The sequence below is a fragment of the Actinomyces bouchesdurhonensis genome (assembly GCF_963540955.1).
GTDB classification, from domain to species: Bacteria; Actinomycetota; Actinomycetes; order Actinomycetales; family Actinomycetaceae; genus Pauljensenia; species Pauljensenia bouchesdurhonensis.
Map to the genome: position 1 here is coordinate 42,246 of NZ_CAUTSL010000007.1, position 18,937 is coordinate 61,182.

17 protein-coding genes and 1 tRNA gene are annotated in these 18,937 nt (G+C 66.1%); 4 read left to right on the forward strand and 14 right to left on the reverse strand.

What is annotated here, in order from left to right:
* Positions 1 to 101 precede the first annotated feature (101 nt).
* On the forward strand, positions 102 to 956 hold the full coding sequence (locus RYL44_RS02280) for a VanZ family protein (RefSeq protein WP_314974966.1): 855 nt from the start codon (positions 102 to 104) through the stop codon (positions 954 to 956).
* A 34-nt stretch (positions 957 to 990) separates the two neighbouring features.
* Here RYL44_RS02280 and RYL44_RS02285 read toward each other — a convergent pair whose 3' ends face one another.
* From RYL44_RS02285 to RYL44_RS02345, 13 genes are all read right to left on the reverse strand, one after another.
* On the reverse strand, positions 991 to 1,737 hold the full coding sequence (locus tag RYL44_RS02285; protein WP_314974967.1) for a response regulator transcription factor: 747 nt from the start codon (positions 1,735 to 1,737) through the stop codon (positions 991 to 993).
* A 235-nt stretch (positions 1,738 to 1,972) separates the two neighbouring features.
* Entirely contained in the window at positions 1,973 to 3,076 is a 1,104-nt protein-coding gene (locus RYL44_RS02290) for a sensor histidine kinase (protein WP_314974968.1), read from the reverse strand.
* Between the two features lie 9 nt (positions 3,077 to 3,085).
* Positions 3,086 to 3,874: an ABC transporter permease gene (locus RYL44_RS02295; RefSeq protein ID WP_314974969.1), complete on the reverse strand. Its 789-nt coding sequence runs from the start codon at positions 3,872 to 3,874 to the stop codon at positions 3,086 to 3,088.
* A gap of 208 nt (positions 3,875 to 4,082) precedes the next feature.
* On the reverse strand, positions 4,083 to 4,805 hold the full coding sequence (locus tag RYL44_RS02300) for an ABC transporter ATP-binding protein (protein WP_314974970.1): 723 nt from the start codon (positions 4,803 to 4,805) through the stop codon (positions 4,083 to 4,085).
* A 911-nt stretch (positions 4,806 to 5,716) separates the two neighbouring features.
* Positions 5,717 to 7,630 carry an ABC transporter ATP-binding protein gene (locus RYL44_RS02305; protein ID WP_314974971.1) on the reverse strand — a complete coding sequence of 638 codons (1,914 nt, stop codon included), beginning with the start codon at positions 7,628 to 7,630 and terminating at the stop codon, positions 5,717 to 5,719.
* Entirely contained in the window at positions 7,627 to 8,598 is a 972-nt protein-coding gene (locus RYL44_RS02310; protein ID WP_276740472.1) for an ABC transporter permease, read from the reverse strand. Before RYL44_RS02310 ends, RYL44_RS02305 begins: the two co-directional genes overlap by 4 nt.
* The gene (locus RYL44_RS02315) at positions 8,591 to 9,517 is read right to left on the reverse strand and encodes an ABC transporter permease (RefSeq protein WP_073983632.1); all 927 of its coding nucleotides are present in this window, start codon (positions 9,515 to 9,517) and stop codon (positions 8,591 to 8,593) included. The genes RYL44_RS02310 and RYL44_RS02315 overlap by 8 nt, the downstream gene beginning before the upstream one ends.
* Positions 9,518 to 9,853: 336 nt before the next feature.
* Positions 9,854 to 11,446, reverse strand: a complete 1,593-nt coding sequence (locus RYL44_RS02320; protein WP_314974972.1) for a peptide ABC transporter substrate-binding protein — start codon at positions 11,444 to 11,446, stop codon at positions 9,854 to 9,856.
* Between the two features lie 261 nt (positions 11,447 to 11,707).
* A complete protein-coding gene (locus RYL44_RS02325) occupies positions 11,708 to 12,607 on the reverse strand; it encodes an ABC transporter substrate-binding protein (RefSeq protein ID WP_314974973.1) in 900 nt (299 codons plus the stop codon).
* Complete coding sequence (locus tag RYL44_RS02330) at positions 12,604 to 13,299, reverse strand: ABC transporter permease (RefSeq protein ID WP_314974974.1); 696 nt, start codon at positions 13,297 to 13,299, stop codon at positions 12,604 to 12,606. The genes RYL44_RS02325 and RYL44_RS02330 overlap by 4 nt, the downstream gene beginning before the upstream one ends.
* A complete protein-coding gene (locus tag RYL44_RS02335) occupies positions 13,296 to 13,934 on the reverse strand; it encodes an ABC transporter permease (protein WP_314974975.1) in 639 nt (212 codons plus the stop codon). The genes RYL44_RS02330 and RYL44_RS02335 overlap by 4 nt, the downstream gene beginning before the upstream one ends.
* Positions 13,931 to 14,830: an ABC transporter ATP-binding protein gene (locus tag RYL44_RS02340; protein WP_314974976.1), complete on the reverse strand. Its 900-nt coding sequence runs from the start codon at positions 14,828 to 14,830 to the stop codon at positions 13,931 to 13,933. Before RYL44_RS02340 ends, RYL44_RS02335 begins: the two co-directional genes overlap by 4 nt.
* The gene (locus RYL44_RS02345) at positions 14,827 to 15,297 is read right to left on the reverse strand and encodes a MarR family winged helix-turn-helix transcriptional regulator (RefSeq protein WP_314974977.1); all 471 of its coding nucleotides are present in this window, start codon (positions 15,295 to 15,297) and stop codon (positions 14,827 to 14,829) included. Before RYL44_RS02345 ends, RYL44_RS02340 begins: the two co-directional genes overlap by 4 nt.
* 266 nt (positions 15,298 to 15,563) lie before the next feature.
* On the opposite strand from RYL44_RS02345, the gene RYL44_RS02350 reads away from it, so the two are divergent.
* Positions 15,564 to 16,262 (forward strand): ion transporter, encoded by a 699-nt coding sequence (locus RYL44_RS02350; protein WP_314974978.1) that lies wholly within the window; start codon positions 15,564 to 15,566, stop codon positions 16,260 to 16,262.
* Positions 16,263 to 16,556: 294 nt separating this feature from the next.
* Here RYL44_RS02350 and RYL44_RS02355 read toward each other — a convergent pair whose 3' ends face one another.
* Positions 16,557 to 17,930 (reverse strand): uracil-xanthine permease family protein, encoded by a 1,374-nt coding sequence (locus tag RYL44_RS02355; protein WP_276740482.1) that lies wholly within the window; start codon positions 17,928 to 17,930, stop codon positions 16,557 to 16,559.
* A gap of 158 nt (positions 17,931 to 18,088) precedes the next feature.
* On the opposite strand from RYL44_RS02355, the gene RYL44_RS02360 reads away from it, so the two are divergent.
* Positions 18,089 to 18,562: a hypothetical protein gene (locus RYL44_RS02360; protein WP_314974979.1), complete on the forward strand. Its 474-nt coding sequence runs from the start codon at positions 18,089 to 18,091 to the stop codon at positions 18,560 to 18,562.
* Between the two features lie 81 nt (positions 18,563 to 18,643).
* Positions 18,644 to 18,731, forward strand: a tRNA-Ser gene (locus tag RYL44_RS02365).
* Positions 18,732 to 18,937 lie beyond the last annotated feature (206 nt).

Sequence of the window (18,937 nt, forward strand, 5' to 3'; positions counted from 1 at the left end):
GTTATTTTCTCACCATGTGTCCATCTGGTGTGGAACACCCCGCAAATCGGTGAACGTTGCCGAACAACGGCGGTAATGTTCCCCTCAAAGAGAGGGGTGACATGTACACGGCAATCAACTGGGCGACGGACGCTGGCTTGTACGCGGTCGTCATCGCGCTCACCTGCGCCCTGTGGTGGCTCCTCAGCCGACGCGCCGACCGCGCGCGCCTGCGCGGACGTCCCTCGCGCGCCACCTCGCACGACGAGGCACCCGGTCACGCCAGCCACGATCGCCTCACCGTCTCCAAGGCGCTGCCCCTCATCTACCGTCGATCCAAGCGGACCGGCGCCCTCCTGCCGCGAGAAGACAACCCACACACCCCCACGACCGCGGAGATCCCAGTGGTCGCGGCTCGGGCCTCGTCGATGTGGAAGCTGCCGAGGGCACTGCCCCTCGCGTGGATCCTCTACCTGGCAGGCCTGCTGATTTTCACACTCCTGCCGATCCCCTCCGACCCGGTGGCCGCCTGCGCCGCGATCATCCACTGGGACAACTACGTGCCCTTCGGGTCCCTGGCCGCCGTCGCCGACCAATTCCGCGACGGCGAACACCTGCGCGGCACCCTCTACGCCCTGTCGATCCTCCTCAATATCGCCCTGTTCGTGCCCCTCGGCGCGCTCGCGGAGACAACGTGGAGAATTCGGCGCGCCCGCCAAGCCCGCGAGGACCTGCCCACCGACGGCGGACGTCTCGCGCGCGCGATCCCCACCTGGCGTGTCCTCGTGTGGGTCGCCATCGGAGCTTTCATTTCCTGCCTCATTGAGTTCACGCAGTACACGGGACTCTTCGGACTCGTACCCTGCACCTACCGCGTCGTCGACATCGACGACGTCATCACCAACACGATCGGCGCCTACCTGGGCGTGCGGCTCCTACCCCTCATCGCGCGCAACGCGCGCTTCATGGGCGCGTAAGGGCGATGCCCGCGGCGCGTGCCAGGGACGCGGCCTACAGCCAACCCGCGGCGCGTGCCAGGGACGCGGCCTCGGCGCGCGTGCGCGCGTCCATCTTCAGCATCGCCGAGGACACGTGGTTACGCACCGTCCCCTGGCTGAGATGGAGGGAATGGGCGATGTCGGCGATTGTGCCGCCTCCCTCGACCTCGCGCAGCACGTCGGCCTCGCGATCCGTCAGCGGCGAGGAGCCCGCCGACAGCGCCTCCAGCGCCAGATTCTGATCGATCGCGCGGCCACCCGCGGCCACCGTGCGCACGCCCTCGGCCAGAGTCTCGACGGGCGCGTCCTTCACCATGAAGCCCGTCGCCCCCGCGTCAAGAGCGCGCTGCAGGTATCCCGGTCGCCCGAAAGTCGTCACGATGAGCACGCGCACGCCCGGGAAACGTGCGCGAATCGCCTGCGTTGCCGTGATGCCATCCATGCGAGGCATCTCAATGTCAATGATGGCGACGTCGGCGGGGACAGGTTGACCCGCAGGACCGTTGGGACGAGCGGAGGTCACCCGGTCGGCTGTGGGCGCGTGCCTGGGCGTGCAACGGGTGGCCGGTGGAGCACCAGCGTTGGCCGCAGAATCAGACGACATGGAAGCCGACTCGGCCAGGCGCGCCAACTCCTCGAGTGCCTGCGCGCCGTCGGCGGCCTGCGCGACGACCTCAATGTCACTCTCCAAGTCCAGCAGCCCCGCCAGCGCCCCACGAATCATCGCCTGGTCGTCAGCCACGAGCACCCGAATCGTCACGTCGCCCCCCTGTCTGTCTGTACCTGAGATACAAGGCTAACGCAGGGAGGCGGCCCGTTTCTCTGATCGACTCATCACGCCGGACGAAGCCGACCTGCCCTCCCGGGACCGCGCGGGGCTCTGGGAGGGGCAGGATTCCGGGACCGCGCGGGGCTCTGGGAGGGGCAGGATTCCGGGACCGCGCGGGAACCGAGGAGGAGCTCAGACCTCGTCGATGGGGCCGCGGCGGAGAAAATCAGGACGAGTGAGCGGCGGGTGCAGCGTCGAAGGACAGCGCGAGCGTCCACGTGGAACCCGACGCGCCCCACGTGAGCGTGCCCTCCTCGCCGACCAGCTCGGACAGGCCCGCCAGTCCCGACCCTGAGCCCGCGCTCGACGCGGCGTAGGAGGCCGAATATCCGTCGTTCGTGACGGTGACTCCGCCCGGGGAGAGGAGGACCCGCACCCACGAGGGGCGCGCGTGTAGGATCGCGTTCGTGACCCCCTCGCGGATCACGTGTGCGGCGGCCGCCGAACGAGGCCCCGACGGCGGCTCACCCTCATTCGTGATCTCGGCGTCGATGCGCGCGACCTCCAGAAGCGACCGCGCCTCCTCGAGCTCCTCTGCCGGGGACAGGGCCCGCGTGGCCGCCACGATGCGGCGGACGTCAGCCAAGGCCTCGTTCGACTGCGCGGTCACCGCGCGAATCTGCTCGCGCGCCTCCTCGACGCGCCCCGCATCCAGAAGGCGACCCGCCAGCTCGGACACCATCGTGATCCCCGTCAACGAATGCCCGAGAATGTCATGCAGATCCGTGCTCAGGCGCGCCCGCTCCGCGGCCTTCGCGCGCTGGATCGCGTCCTGGCGACGCAAATGCTCGCGGGCCGAACGCTCCATGCGCCAACGCGCCACCCCCACGAAGACACACAGCAGCACCAGGTACCAGCCCATCCACAGGGGCTCACTCTGCGCGTAAGCGGCCGCTCCCGCGATAACGGTCACCGGCACGAGGCCCGCAACGATGAATCTGCTTGGCGCCTGAAACACCCACGCGACCAGCAGATACGACGTCAGCATGAACGCGTGAGGGGTGTCGACGGAAACCGCGTACACGAGGTAGGCGACCGTCGCCGCCGCCAGCGCCGCGTGGGAGAGGATGAATGGCCTCGTGAAGGAGTTGCGCGCGGGCAGGGGATTGGCCAGCCACGTCGCCGAGTTCACGACCGCGACGAGGGCGCACAACCCGATGAGGCCCGCGCGCTGGGCCGGATCCGGCAGTTCCAGGGCGTAGGCGAGGGGAAACCCCATGAACAGCATCCACGGGGCCGCCCACGCCAGGGAGATCAAGCGCTCCTTCATGACACCAGCCTAGCGAGCCGTGTCGTGGGACGCGCCCCACCAGGCGATGCCCGCCGTGAGAACCACCCACCCGACGATGTTGAGCCACGCGGCGGTCGGCATCGTCACGGTTCCGGCGACCGCGTAGATCGCCTGGACGGCGCCGTACAGGGGTGTGAAGGGCGCGACGTGGGAGACGAAGGGCGGCATCTGCTCCAGCGGGATGAACATGCCGGACACGAACGCGCCGAACACCATGACGAACGCCGAGGCGCTGTAGGCGTTCTCGCCCTTAATCGTGTAGCCGCACGCCAGGCCGATGAGCGCGCCCAGCGCCGACAGCGCGATGACGACCGCGGCGCTGGCCACCCACGCGCCCGCCGTCATCTCTGAGCCCGTGGCCAGACCAACACTGAAGCAGATAAGCGCGATGAACGCGCTCAGCGCCACGAGGGCCGTGAGGCGCACAAGGAGGATCACCCACGGCTGGATGGGCGTCAGCGCGTACATGCGCGAAATGCCGGTTGTGCGCTCGACGGACAGCGTCGCGCCGAGGGACCCGCCCACCAGGATGACGCCGTACGTGGTCATCATGACGACCATCGCGGCGGCCACGTTGCCGCGCCCAGTCTGCGTGGTGCGCGCGGCCTCGGTCATCCCGAACATCGCGTACATAAACAGGGGCAGGAGCAGGGCAAACGCCATGTTCCACGGGTTGAGGATGTGCGACAGGAACGTCGCGCGCCACAGCTTCCCGGCCCCCGTGAAGGGGGAGGGAATCGGTCGGTCAGTGGTGCGCGCGGCTGCGTGGGTGGTCATGATTCCTTCTTCGTGTGTCGTGTGTCGTGTTTGGGTTCGTGGGGCGAGGCTTCGGCGTCGGCCTCGGGATGAGGTCGGGGCCTGTCTCGTGCGGGCCTTGGCGCCCGTGGGGACGAGGTCTGGGCCGGGTTCTCGCGTCTCGGCTGCCCGTCGCTCACGGCTGGCTTCAGGGCGGAGGCGGGTATTCGGGGCGCGTGACCCCGAGCGCTCACTCGGCGTCCGCGTGGGAAGTGATGCGCTCGAAGACGTCTTCGAGGTCCTCGTTGTCGGCGACAACCTGCTCGGTCGGCGCATCCAGGAGAACCTTTCCGGCGTCGATGATGACGATGCGATCCGCCTCCTTACGGGCCTCAGTCAGGTAGTGCGTGGCGAAGAGGAGCGTGCGGCCTTCCGCGGCCTCGGCGTGCATCGTGTCCCAGAACGCGCGCCGCGCCAGGGCGTCCATGCCTGCCGTGGCCTCGTCGAGGATCAGGAAGTCCGGGTTTCCGGACAGTGCGAGGGCGAGGCGCACGCGCTGCACCTCGCCGCCGGAGAGCTTGTTGAGCGGGCGCTTGGCGAGCTTCGTCAGGTTCGTGCGCTCGAGGAGTTCGTCGGTGGGGATCGGGTCGGCGTGCATCGCGGCGACCAGGTCGATCGTGTTGCGGACCTTCCCGTCGCGCGGCAAGGCCCCGGACTGGAGCATGGCGCCCACGAGCGAGCGGCGCACGGCCTCGCGCGGGCTCATGCCGTAGACGCTGATGTTGCCCTGCGTGGGGGCGGCCAGGCCGAGGACGATGTCCAGGAACGTGCTCTTGCCCGCGCCGTTGACGCCGAGGAGCGCCACGATCTCGCCGGGCATGAGGGTCAGGCTGACGCCGCGCAGCGCGTCGACGTGGCCGAAGGACTGGTGGATGTTCGTCGCCTGAAGGGCGGGCGTTGTTTCTGTGCTCATGGCTCCCAGTCTGCGCTCGTATGTATGGGGCCGGAAGTGTCCTTTGATGCAGGTGGTGCCATGACAAATGTCAGGGTGCGCGGGTGCGTTCTGTAGGGGCCCGTGGGGGCGGGGCGCGCCGCACTCTGCAGGTTCTCGTGGTGGTTGCAACCGTTCTTGGTGAAGGAGTTCGTTGTAGCCAATCTTGGTCGCGGTTCGCGTGGTCGGTAGAGGGCCCGAGAGTGACGACGGTAACCGTCCCAGCAAAAGTCGCACGTAATTTAACTCGGTCATTTTTCGAGATGGCCCACAAACGTTGCAATTCCAACGGTCGGATTTCAAAGTCTGAAATATGTGGAGGGGAATTACGTGCGACATTGCTTCGGTTGGGCGGCCATCCCCCTCAAGTCGCGACCTCACCGCCACCAAATGGGGGGAATTGCATCATTAGAGGCGCGACACGCCGGCGACACGCCGAAGGGAGGCTCCTAATGGTGCAAAACCCCCATCGCCAACGGTGCAGCGAGCGCCGGTGGGCTCGGGCCAGGCCACGGTGCCCGCGGGGGAACCGTGGTGAGCGCCAGATTAGTTTCGCACGTAATTTAACTCGGTCATTTTTCGAGATAGCCCACAAACGTTGCAATTCCAACGGTCGGATGTCACAGTCTGAAACATGTTCCGGGGAATTACGTGCGACATTGGTGGCTGGCGGGCATGACTGATCAGTACATAGCGGCACAACAGAACTGACGAGCAGCCCGGCACACCAAGCAGCCCGGCACACCAAGCAGCCCGGCCCGACGAGGCAGGAACGCACAGCCCGGAACCCGGGCACAGCAAACAGCAAGAGGCCCAAAGCGCCGCAGCGGGCGAAACAGCAAGGGGCCCGAGGCGCCGCGCCTCGGGCCCCCACACTCGCGTGTGCCGGTTGCTCACAGGTTGAGCTGGATGTTGCGGCCGGGGACGGCCTCGATCAGCTCGCGCGTGTAGTCCTGAACCGGGTTGTTGAACAGCTCGTCCGTCGAGTTGGCCTCGACGAGCTTGCCCTTCTCCATGACAATGACGTCGTCGGCGATCTGGCGGACGACCGCCAGGTCGTGCGTGATGAACAGGTATGACAGGCCCAGCTGGGCCTGCAGGTCGTTGAGCAGGTACAGGATCTGATTCTGCACCAGCACGTCCAGGGCGGAGACGGCCTCGTCCAGGACGATGACCTCCGGGTTGAGCGCGAGGGCGCGGGCGACGGCCACGCGCTGGCGCTGACCACCGGAGAGTTCGTTCGGATAACGACGCATCGCGGAGCGAGGCAGCGCCACCATGTCGAGCAGCTCGGCGGCGCGCTCGATGCGCAGCTTCTTCGGATTGAGTTCGCGCTTCTCGGCCGCGGTGAGCGTGCGCTTGCCCTCGGATGCTTCGACGAGTTTCGTCATCCACTCTTCGGGTTCGCGACCGGTGGCCTCGGCGCGCTTGATCTCCTGGGCGGCGTACTCGAGGGTGCCGTAGCCGTGAATTTTCAGTGGTTCCTCGATGAGGCGGTAGATCGAGTACATCGGGTCCAGTGACCCGTAGGGGTTCTGGAAGACGGCCTGGAGGCGGCGGCGCAGGTGGAACAGTTCCGTGCGGCTCATTGTCGAGGTGTCGACACCGTCGAAGAAAATCTTTCCAGCGGTGGGTTTGAGGAGCTGCAGGATCATGTTCGCTGCGGTTGACTTGCCGGAGCCGGATTCGCCGACGACGGCGAGGGTCGTGCCGCGACGCAGCTCGAAAGAGACGTTGTCGACAGCCAGGAAGGTATTGTTGCCCTTCTTAGCGCCGCGTATGTCGAACTCTTTGGTGAGGCCTTCGACGCGGATGATGGCCTCCGTGGAGGTCGATCCTTTGCCGGCGCCTGTGAGTTCCTCCTCGGTGACGGAGATGCCCTGCTTGTGGGCGGATTCGATGCGGGCTGAGGCCAGGGAGGGCGCGGCTGACACGAGGCGCTTCGTGTAGGGGTGGCGCGGGTGCTGGAGGATCTCCAGGGCGGGGCCGGACTCGACGATGCGACCGCGGTGCATGACGACGAGCTGTTCGGCGCGTTCGGCTGCCAGGCCGAGGTCGTGCGTGATAAACAGCACGGCGGTGCCCATTTCAGATGTCAGCTTGCCGAGGTGGTCGAGGATGCGTCGTTGAACGGTGACGTCCAGGGCGGAGGTGGGTTCGTCGGCGATCAGCAGCTTGGGGTGCGCGGCCATGCCGATGGCGATGAGGGCGCGTTGGCGCATGCCGCCAGAGAACTCGTGCGGGTACTGCTTGGCGCGGCGCTCCGCATCGGGCAGGCCTGCTTCCTCCAGAAGCTGGGTGACACGCTGGCCGACTTCGGACTTGGGTACGACGTTATTCGCGACCAGAGCTTCCTTGACTTGCGTGCCCACTCGGAGCACGGGGTTCAGGTTGCTCATGGGGTCCTGGGGGACCAAGCCGATGCCGGAACCGCGCAGGGCCACCCACTCGTTGGTGGACAGGTGGGTGATGTCGCGTCCGTCGAACTCGATGGTGCCGCCCGCAACCTTGCCTGTGCCGGGCAGTAGGCCGATGACGGCGGCGGCGGTCGTGGACTTACCGGAGCCGGATTCGCCGACGATTGCGACGGTCTGGCCGGGGTAGATGGTCAGGTTCGCGCCGCGTACGGCGGGGACGATGCCCGTTGAGGAGGTGAAGGTGACCTCGAGGTCGGTGATTTTGAGCAGGGGGCGCTCGTCGTCGGGGTGGATGGGGGACGAGGCCGGGGCCGCGCTGGGGGCGACGGCTCGTTCGACGATCTCTTCCATCTCCTTGTCGGAGGGGGCGGGGTTGTTCGTTTCGCTCACTTGCGTGCCTTCGGGTCGAGGGCTTCGCGCACGGCGTCACCCATCATGATGAAGCTGAGGACGGTTAGGGCCAGGGCGGCGGCCGGGTAGAAGAGCACCATGGGTGCGTCGCTGAGCTGGTCCTTGGCTGTCGAGATGTCGGCGCCCCAGGAGACGATCGTGGGCGGCAGGCCGATGCCCATGAAGGACAGTGAGGCCTCGGAGACGATGAAGGTGCCCAGTGCGACGGTCGCGTACACGATGATGGGGGCCATCGAGTTGGGGATGATGTGGCTCATGAGGATGCGTCCGCGCGAGGCGCCGGTGGCGCGTGCCGCGGTGACGAATTCTTCGTTCTTGGCGCTCATGACGGAGCCGCGCGTGATTCGCGCGATGGATGTCCAGGCGAAGGTTGACAGGACGACGACGACCATGGCGATGGAGCGTGACTCTTTGAACATCTGCATGAAGACGATGGCCGCCAGGAGCAGAGGGATCGCGAAGAAGACGTCGGTGATGCGCGAGAGCAGCGAGTCAATCCAGCCGCCGACGTAGCCGGCGATGGCACCGATCGTGCCGCCGATGATGACGACGGCGATTGTGGTGAGCACGCCGACGGAGACGGAGGCGCGGGCACCGTAGATGACGCGCGAGTAGATGTCGCAGCCTTGCTTGTCGAATCCGAAGGGATGGCTCCACAGTTCGGGTGCTTTCAGTGAACGTGCGAGTTCGCAGTAGCGCGGGTCCTGGCTGGTGAACAGCGACGGGAAGAGCGAAATCATGATGGCCACGAAGATGATGACGGCTGCGAACCAGAAGAGGGGGCGGACGCGCAGTCGTTTCCAGGCTTCGCCCCACATCGAGGAGGGGGCACCCTCGTCGGGTACGGCGTCGACGGCTCCGAGGCCGGTCTCGTCGATGTCGGAGACGTAGTGGTCCTGCCCGGCGCGGGTGCGGGCAATGTTGGCGGAGGGAATGATGTCACTCATAGCGGATCCTCGGGTCGAGCACGGCGTAGAGGAGGTCAACGACGAGGTTGGCCAGGATGTAGACGAGGACGAGCACGGTCGTGATGGACACGACGGTGGGGGCTTCGCCCAGTCGGATGGCCTGCCAGAGCGTGCCGCCGACGCCGTTGATGTTGAAGATGCCCTCGGTGATGATGGCGCCGCCCATGAGGGCGCCGAGGTCGCCGCCGAGGAAGGTGGCGACGGGGATGAGGGAGTTGCGCAGGATGTGGCGGGACATGACGGCGCGGTTGGTCAGGCCCTTGGCGCGGGCGGTGCGCACGTAGTCGGCGGAGACGTTCTCGGAGACGGACTGGCGGGTCAGTCGGATGACGTAGGCCAGGGAGACGCCGCCGAGCACCATGGCTGGCATGGTGAGGGAGGCGAAGTCGACGGAGACGCTGGCTGTGACCGGTAAGACTCCGAGTTTGATGCCGAGGAGGAATTGTAGGACGAAGCCGAGGACGAAGGTCGGCACCGAAATCAGCAGGAGTGAGAACACGAGGATCGTGGAGTCGAACCAGCCGCCGCGGCGAACGCCGGCGATTGTGCCCAGCGTGATGCCGAAAATGGACTCGATGGCGAGCGCGTAGACGGCCAGCGCCATCGTGGTGGGGAAGGCTCGAGCCATGACGTCGATGACGGGCTGCTGGTTGAAGGATTTGCCGAAGTCAAGGGTGAACACGCCCTTGAGGTAGAGCAGATACTGCATCCAGAAAGGCTGGTCGAGGTGGTACTCGGCGCGGATCTTCGCAGCGGCCGCCTCGGTGAGGCCGCGGTCGCCGCCGAGCGCGGCAACGGGGTCACCTGGCATCAGGTAGACCATCGCGAAGATCAGAAAGGTGGCTCCGAAGAAGACCGGGATGGTCTGGAGGAGTCGCCGTCCGATGTAGCGGAGCATGGGCAATCCTTTAGGTTCGTGTCGAGGGATGGGCGCTGTGCCGCTCCCGATCGTGCGCCCCGCTGGGGGCGGGGCTGCCTATGTGTCCCATCATAGGGTAAAGAATGGGCAAATGAGTAGTGGGGGTCGTTATGTGGCCAGCGAATCAGGTGTGTTTCCCTGATTGTGGTTGACAGGTGTGGTCTGCGATGTGGGCTTCGACGAGGCTGGGGGCGCGTTTGGTGCGCGCGTGGCCCGTGTGTTGGCGTGGGTTTTGGGTTTAGTGGTGGTTGCTGCGCGAAGGGGGGTGGGCGGCTGCTGCCACCCACCCCCTTCGTGAGGATGGTTCCTAAGAACTCACTTCTTGTCTGTCGAGGTCTTGGTGATCTTGTAGGCGACCGGTAGTCCGTGCCAGTCGAAGGTCACATTGTCGACCTTGTCGTTCCATGCGCCGTTGACGTTGTAGTACCACAGCGGGATGACGGGCAGGTCCTTCAGGAGGACCTCCTGGGCCTGCTGCATGATGGCGATGCCGTCTTCTTCAGTGGCGGCGCCGGCAGCCTGGGTGATCAGGTTGTCGAACTCCTGGGAGGAGTAGAAGCCCTTGTTGGAGGCTGCGCCGGTCACGTACAGCGGCTGCAGGAAGTTGTAGATCGACGGGTAGTCGGCCTGCCAGCCGGAGCGGAAGGCTGCGCCAATCGTCTTCTCATCCTCCTGCTGGAGCATGGTCTTGAAGTCGACGATCGGCTTGCCTTCGGCGCTGATGTTCAGCGTGTTCTTGATGGAGTTCGCGGCAGCGTCCACCCATTCCTTGTGGCCGCCGTCGGAGTTGTAGGCGATCTCGAAGGTGCCGTCCCACGGGGCGATGGCGTCGGCCTGGGCCCACAGTTCCTTAGCCTTGTCGGGGTTGTAGGTCAGGACGTCGGAGCCTGCCAGGTTCTCGGAGTAGCCTTCGAGTGTGGGGGCAGTGAAGTCCTTGGCGGGGGTGCGGGTGCCCGAGTAGATCTGCTGGGTAATCTCGTCGCGGTTGATGGCCATGGAGATGGCCTGGCGGCGCAGCTGGCCTTCCTCGCCGGAGAAGTGGTCGAGGTACTGCGGGATTGTCAGCGTCATGATGCCGGCGTAGGGGTCATTGACGGAGCGTCCGGCGAAGGTGTCCTGGTAGGAGCCAATGGCCGAGGAAGGCATGGCGTCCATGACGTCCAGGTTGCCGGCCTTGAGGTCGTTGTAGGCGGCGTCCATTGACTGGTAGAACTTGAAGACGAGGCCTTCGTTCTGGGCCCTCTCGGCACCGACGTAGTAATCGTTGGGGACCAGGTAGATCTGGACGTTGTGATCCCAGGCGGTCTTGGAGGCGAGCTTGTAGGGGCCGTTGCCGACCGGGTTCTGGCCGCCGGCATCGGGGTCGTTCAGGGTGGAGTCGGGCAGCGGCGCGTAGGCGGTGTAGCCGAGGCGGCTGACGAGGTCGTAGCTGGGCTGCTTGAGTTTGATTGTGAAGGTGTAGTCGTCGACGACCTGGACGCCGGACAGGTCGCCGTTGCCCTCTTCGTTGGTGCCTTCGAAGGAGTCGAAGAAGGAGGCCTGCGTCTGTTCCTTGGTGGTGATGAGCTGCCAGGCGCGGACGAAGTTCTCGGCTTTGACGGGGGTGCCGTCGGAGAACTTGCGGTCCTGGTTGAGCTTGACGGTCCAGAGGGTGTTGTCTTCGTTGGGTTCGATGGATGCGGCGACGTCGAGGACGGGGGTGCCGTCAGTGTCGTAGCGGACGAGCTGGCTAAAGAGTGCGGACAGGATCTTGCCGCCGCCGTTTTCGCTGGTCATGCCCGGCAGGAGCGGGTTTTGCGGTTCGGAGCCGTTCATGACGACAGCGTTGGCGTTGATGCCGCTGGAGCATGCGCTCAGTGCGAGCGCAGCGCCGACGGGGATGGCGAGCCATGCCTTTTTCAGGTTCATGGTTACTTCCTCCTGGTTGATGGTTGGGACCGTGGGGCCTTGCCCGTGGTCATGGTCTGAGAGTAGCTCGTCTTTCGTGAAACGTAGTGGGTAAGTCCATCATGTGCGCATTACATTTTGGTTACAAACGTAAAAAGTAGGTCAAATAATGGTGTGTGTCACATAAAGGTTTGAATTTGTGGGCGACTACACGATCAACGAGGCCGGGGTGCGAAACACGAACGCGCTCCCCAGCCCCGGCCTCGTCCATGGAAGGACACGTCAGGAAAGCAAACCCTTAGAGGACAGCCACTCCCGGGCGATCTGCGACGCCGACCGCTGCTCCTGCGTGGACGCGCGGTTCATCTCCACCAGATCCGCGGGCTCAAGCGCGGCGCTCACGCGGTTAATGACGGCGGCCGCCGCATCGTCCACGCGAGCCGAGGCCAGGGGGACGACGTGCGAGGCCAGGAACAGGCCCTGCGGATCCGCCAGGACCGTCAGAGTGCCGTCCGCCAGCGCCGGATCCGAGGAGTAGATGTTCGCCAGCTGGATGTCCCCGTCCCTCAGCGCCTTGACCGTGAGCGGGCCGCCCGAATCCTCGATCGGCGTGAAGGCCACCGTCACCCCGTAGGTCCGCGACAGGCCGGTCGGGCCATACGGGCGAGTCTCAAGCTCCGAGTTCCCGCCCAGGGTCAGCGGCCCCGCCCCGGCCAGGTCGCCGATCGAGGTCAGCGAATGCTCCGCGGCGAAGTCCGAGGTCACCACGTAGGAATCCTGGTCGGTCGCCGGCGCCTGGTCGAGGGCGCGCAGCCCCTGCGGAAGGACGCCGGTCAGCGCCGCGTAAACCTCATCCGTCGAACGGGCGGTCGCGTCGGAATCCAGGTATTGCAACAGGTTGCCCGTGTACTCGGGGAACACGTCGATCGAACCGGCCCAGAGCTCGGGCATGTAGACCTCGCGCTGGCCGATGCGCATCTGTCGATCCACCGTGTAACCGGCGTCCTCCAGGGCCTGCGCGTAGACCTCGGCGATGATCTCGTTCGAGTAGTAATCCTGCGAGCCCACGACGATCGTCGACGAGGCCGTGGTGCCCCCGTCGACGGTCTGCGCCGACCCGCAGGCGGCCAGGACCAGGGCGGACGCGGCGGCGGCCGCGAGCGTGATCATCGAGCGTTTCATAGTGACTCCTTGAGTGAGTTGTCTCCCGCGTCCGGGAGCGAGTGAGTGCGGGCGCGCAGCGCGCGGCTCGCGGCCGCCAGCCCAGCATCCGCGAGAAGGGCGAGCGCGACGACGACGATCGCGCCGCCGATCATCTGCGCGTAGTCGCGGGTCTTCAACCCCGCGTAGAGGAAGCGGCCCAGGCCATAGTTCGCCGTGTAAGCCGCCAGGGTGGTCGTCGCGATCACCTGCAGGGTCGCCGAGCGCACACCCGCCGCGACGAGGCCCGCCGCGTGGGGCGCCTCGACACCCACAAGAATCTGACGCTCAGTCAACCCCATCGCGCGGGCGGCATCCACCGTCGCACGCGGCGTCGAGGCAATCCCCGAATACGTCGCCGACAGCAGCGGCGGGACCGCGAGCACCAGAAGCGCCAGCGTCGGAGCCGCCAGGCCGATGCCCAGCCACAGGCCCGCGAGCGTCAGCACGCCCAGGGTGGGCACCGCCCGGGCTCCGCCCGTCGCACCCACCAGCCACCGGCCCCTGCCCGTGTGCCCGATCCACGTGCCCACGGGCAGTGACACCAGCGCCGCAAGCGCGACGATGAGGACGGTCAACCCCAGGTGCTCGGCGCTACGGGCGAGGATCCCCGACTCGCCCACCCAATTCGCCGGGGTCGCAAGCCACCTCAGGGCTTCCAAGACGATACTCACGCCCTCCCCCTCCGCACCCACGGGGTCAGCGCCCAGCCGATCCCCTGCACAGCCGCGTCCACCGCGAGCGCCAGGAGCACCGTCGCAACCAGGCCGGCCACGACCTCGGCGGTGATGCCGCGCTGAAAACCGTCCGTGAACAGCGTTCCCAGCGAGCGCACCCCGATGAACGCGCCCACCGTCACGAGCGACACCGTGGACGTGGCCACCACGCGCGTCCCCGCGATGATGACCGGCGTCGCCAGGGGCAGCTCAACCTCCACGAAGCGGCGCGGCAGCGAGTAGCCGCACGCGTTCGCCGCCCGCAGGGTCGCGCCCGGGATCGCACGGAAACCCTCGGCCGCCTGACGCACCAGGACGGCCACGCCGTACAGGGTGAGCACCGCGATCATGTTCGCGCTCGAACGCAGCGCCACCCCGATGATCACCGGAACCACCACCAGAAGCGGCAGCGACGGCACCGCGTACAGGGCCGACAGGGCCGACAGCGCCCAGCCGCCGCGGCGCGAGAACGCCGCCCAGCGGGCGATTGGCACCGAGAGTGCGACCGAGAGCGCGATCGCCGGCAGGGCGATCCACAGGTGCTCCGCGGTCAGCTCGCCGATCAGCGCCAGGTTCGAGGACAGCCAGGTCATGGGCGCGCTCCGGCGGGATCGGCGCCTCCGCGCGGCGCGGGCGAGGGGGCCGTGGGGGCCGAGGCCTCGTCTCCTCCCTGCGTGAGCGTGCCGTGCGTGAGCGTGCCCACCGGGGTTCCCGCCTCGTCCACGACCAGGCCGTGGGAGCCCGTCACGCGCACCGGGCGCGCCGCGCGCGAGGCCCCCACGAAGTCGGCGACGAAGGTGGAGGCCGGGGAGGTGAGCAGATCGAGTGGGCGACCCGCCTGCTCGATGTGCCCGCCCGTGGACAGGACGGCGACCTGGTCGCCCAGGGTGAAGGCCTCGTCCACGTCGTGCGTCACGAACAGGATCGTCGTGCCTAGCGAGCGCTGAATCTCCTTCAGTTCCCGCTGCAGATCCGCGCGCACGAGCGGGTCGAGCGCGCCGAAAGGCTCATCCATCAGCAGGATGTCCGCGCGATTCGCCAGCGCCCGCGCGACCCCCACGCGCTGACGCTGCCCGCCCGACAACTCGGAGGGGTAGCGATCGGCCATCTGCGTGTCCAGGCCCACCAGACCCAGGAGCTCGAGGGCGCGCTCGCGGGACTCCTTCCTGCCGACGCCCTCTAGGCGCGGCACGGTCGCGATGTTGTCCGCGATCGTGCGGTGCGGGAACAGGCCGCCTTCCTGCAGGACGTAGCCGATCGAGCGGCGCAGGCGCACCGGGTCCTCGTCCGCGACGTTGGCGCCGCGCACGAAGACCGCGCCCGAGGTCGGGGTGACCATCGCGTTCACCATGCGCATGAGCGTCGTCTTTCCGCAGCCCGAGGTTCCCAGGAGGACCGTCGTCGAGCCGCGCTCGACGTGGAGGGAAAAGTCTTCGACGGCCTTCGTTCCGCCCGGGTAGGTCTTCGAGACGTGGTCGAAGCGGATCATGCGCGCCCCTTCCCGCATCCCTGCGCGTCCGCGCGCGTCGGGTCCGCGGCCTCGTCAATGAGGGCGAGCGCGTGGGCGAGGCGTTCGCGCTGGCCCGGGGAGAGGGGTGCGAGGAGTCGTTCCTGCTCGGCGGCGACGATGGCCTCGGCGCTGGCGAGGTGGGTCATGCCCGTGTCGGTGACCGTCAGGATCGTGGCGCGGCGGTCGTGCTCGCACGGCGTCCGATGGAGCAGTCCGTCGCGGTGCAGGCGGTCGACCAGGCGTGAGGCCGCGCCCAGCGTGATGCCCTGACTCGCGGCCACCTCCTGGATGCGGCAGGCGGGGGTGTCGCGCACGGCGCGCAGGACCAGGAAGCGGCCCAGTGACAGGGGGTTGTTCGCCTCGCAGAGCGCGGACTCGACCGCGTTCCAGGCGCGTAGTTCCGCGCTCACGAGGGCCGTAAACAGCGATGACGCATCTGTTGTCATGGTCAACATATTACGTGGAAATAATTGATATGTATAGTGAGTGTGAGGGGAGACTCGTTGATGCTTTCGCGAAATAGGTCGCCGCTGTGTGCTCGTCGAACGGCTCTCGAACCGCGTGCGGGGCGTCGTCGGCGGGCCCCCGTGCGGTGCTACAGTGCGTGGTGTCGGCGACTGACAAGCGTGCCCCTCGCTTCGTGCACGGGGGTTCCCAGTGGCGGGTGAGTTTTCTTGGTGCGTCACGCGTCTATCAATGAGGAGTGTCAACGGTGCGGAAACGTCTCTACTCCCTGCTAAACGGCGATGGGAGAGCAGCAATGTGGTACGGGCGCGTCATGACCGTGCTCATTATCGCCAGCCTCCTTCCCCTGTGCTTCAAGGAATCCAGCCCCATCCTCGAAACGATCGAGTACGCGTGCGTCCTCGTGTTCATCGTCGACTACCTGGCCCGCTGGGCGACGGCGGACCTGAAGCTACGCAAAGGCGCGTTGTCGTTCCTGATCTACCCCTTCACGCCGATGGCGATCATCGACTTGGCATCGATCCTGCCCGTATTCAACGCCCTCAACGACGCGCTGCGCACGCTGCGAGTCCTCCGCCTGTTCCGCACGCTGCGGGCCTTCAAGCTCATCCGCTACTCGAAGAGCACCACCGCCATCGCCGCCGTGTTCGAAAAACAGCGGGAGGCGCTGCTGGCCGTCCTCTGCCTGGCGATCGGCTACATCCTCGTCAGTGCCCTCGTCATCTTCAACGTCGAGCCCGACACCTTCAACACCTTCTTCGACGCCGTGTACTGGGCGGTCGTCTCCCTGACGACCGTCGGCTACGGCGACCTCTACCCCTCCTCCGACGTGGGGCGCACCATCGCCATGATCTCCTCACTCATGGGCGTCGCCGTCGTCGCCCTGCCCTCCGGCATCATCACCGCCGGCCTGCTCGACGAGCTGCGCGGCGGGGCGGACGACTGAGCGCCGGGCCGCGCCCTTGCGTTCTCCGCGCCCTTGCGGTCTTCGGGTCCCTCGTCGCTGTCGCTGCCCTCGGAGCCTCGGTCCTCCTCTGAAAGTCGCACGTAATTTTCAGTCGGTCACTTTGTAGGCGTGCCCGCAAACGTTGAAATTCTGCGCATCGCCACGATGGGGATCGGGGCGTGCTCGGGGAATTACGTGCGAAATTGGGAGGGATAAACGAGGCCGGGACCCAGCCGCTCCCACCGCGCGGTGAGAGAACGACCAGACCCCGGCCTCGTCAATGAACGCGTCAGATCAGGCGTCAGCCTGCGGCGCAGGAGAGCGGCGACGCTTCGAATACGCCTCGCCCTCCAACTCCGAACCCGACGGCGCCGACGCTGGCGTCGCCGCCTCCAGGTTCGTGCCGCGCACCTTCGAAATCAGGCGCATCCCGTGGTAGATCAGCAGAGCCGCCCCAGTACCCAGCGCGATGCCCTCGAAAGACATGTCGCCGATCTTCCACGTGAAGTTCGCAATCGCGACGATCAGAGCGACCGCAGCGGTGTTCAAGTTCACCGGGTTCGAGAAGTCCACGCGGTTCTGCACCCAAATGCGCACGCCCAGCATGCCGATCATCCCGTACAGGACCGTGCCCGCACCGCCGAGGACACCAGCGGGAATCGTCGCAATCAAGGCGCCGAACTTCGGCAGCATCGACAGAACCAAGGCAACACCAGCCGCGATCAAGTACGCGGCCGTCGAGTACACGCGGGTCGCCGCCATGACACCGATGTTCTCAGCGTAAGTCGTCGTACCCGAACCACCGCCGCTACCAGCCAACATCGTGGACAAGCCGTCGGCCATAAGCGCACGGCCCGTCAGGTCATCCAAGTTCTCACCCGTCATCGCGGACACCGACTTCACATGGCCAACATTCTCAGCAACCAGGATGAACACAACCGGCAGGAACAGACCCAAGGTCGACGGGGCGAAGCTCGGGGCCTGGAACTCGGGGAAACCAATCCAGGCGGCCTTGCTCACCGTCGAGAAGTCGACCTGACCCTGAAGAATCGCGGCCACGTAGCCGATCAACACGCCGATCAGGATCGACAGACGACCCAGGATACCCTTGAAAAGAACCGTCACCAGGCAGATCGACACGATCGTCACGACAGCCGTGATCGGACCTTCCTTCACCCAGTTCCACGCGGCGGGCGCCAAGTTCAAGCCGATGAGAGCCACGATCGCGCCCGTCACCACGGGCGGCATCGCCGCATCAATCCAACGCACGCCCGCGAAATGAACGACCAAGCCGACGAAGGCCAGCGTCGCGCCAGTCGCAATGATGCCGCCAAGCGCATAAGAAGAACCCAGAGACGCAGACACCGCAGTGATCGGGGCGATCAGGGCGAACGAGGAACCCAAGTACGAGGGCAGACGACCCGCCGTAATCAGGAAAAACAGCAGCGTGCCGACCGCGGTGAAAAAAAGCGTCGTCGACGGAGGGAAACCCGTCAACAACGGAACAAGGAACGTCGCACCAAACATCGCGACCACATGCTGGGCGCCAATGCCAACGGTGCGCGGCCACGACAGCCGCTCACCCGGAAGGACGACGTCACCGGGATTAATAGATGTGCCGTTACCGTGAAGCTTCCAACGGAACAACGAAGTCTTCGTTTCGCTCATGCGCGTACAAATCCGATCAGTTGATGGGCGGGATGGCCGTACCGGTCGGAACACCAGGGTAGCGCGTTCAGGCGCCGGGCCGCGGAATTTACTACTGAAAAACCGCATCCACACGCAAAGTGTGGTGCACGCCCCTTCCCGTATGGGATAGTGGACGCATGAGCGCACAGGCACCAACCCCCACCCCCGCACCCAGCGGCGCGCTCCCGGGAATGACAGCCCAGGCCTCGTCGATGAGTGCCCCGCGCAGCGGCATGACCTCCCCCTACCCGAGGGCTCATGCCACGGGGACCGCAGGCGACCGCTTCGGGTATGCCCCCACAGCCCCAACACCGATTCATCCAAGCATCACCCGCTTCCCAGGGACCGAATACGTCAACCTGCGCGCAGTCTTCGCCGACGGAGGTTACACCTCGCCCAAACCCATCACCAACCCGCTGGCGCGAGCAGCCCTGTGGGTCAGCGTCTTCAGCGTCTTCATCATCCCACTGGTCCTCGCCGTCATCCTGGCGTCCATCGCCCTCATTCGCGCACTCAACCTACCCGACCGCGTCGGCATGCATGAATCCATCGCCGCCCTCACCTACAGCGCCGTCATGGCACTCGTATTCATGCTCATCTGCCTGATGTAGCAGCGTCTGTGACCCGCTCCATTGGCGTGGATTGGCGCATCGAGGCGTTTATCGCTTATGATTGTCCGGCACGATGTGCACGGAGGATTCGCCTAGTGGCCTATGGCGCACGCTTGGAAAGCGTGTTGGGTGCAAGCCCTCGGGGGTTCGAATCCCCCATCCTCCGCCACTCAACACCGGAACCTGCCCAGGCTCCGGGGTTTTGTCGCCTGTGGCGCCCCGCGAACTGGGCTGCCGGGTAGCCTGCCCACTTGGGGGTTATGGGTTAAAGGATAAAACGTGTTGGTTTTGTGTGACTTTTCGGCTTGCTGGTGCGGGAAAGTGGGCTATAGGCGCAAACGTGGTGCTTTAGACGGCGTGTCGTGGGTCTAGTGG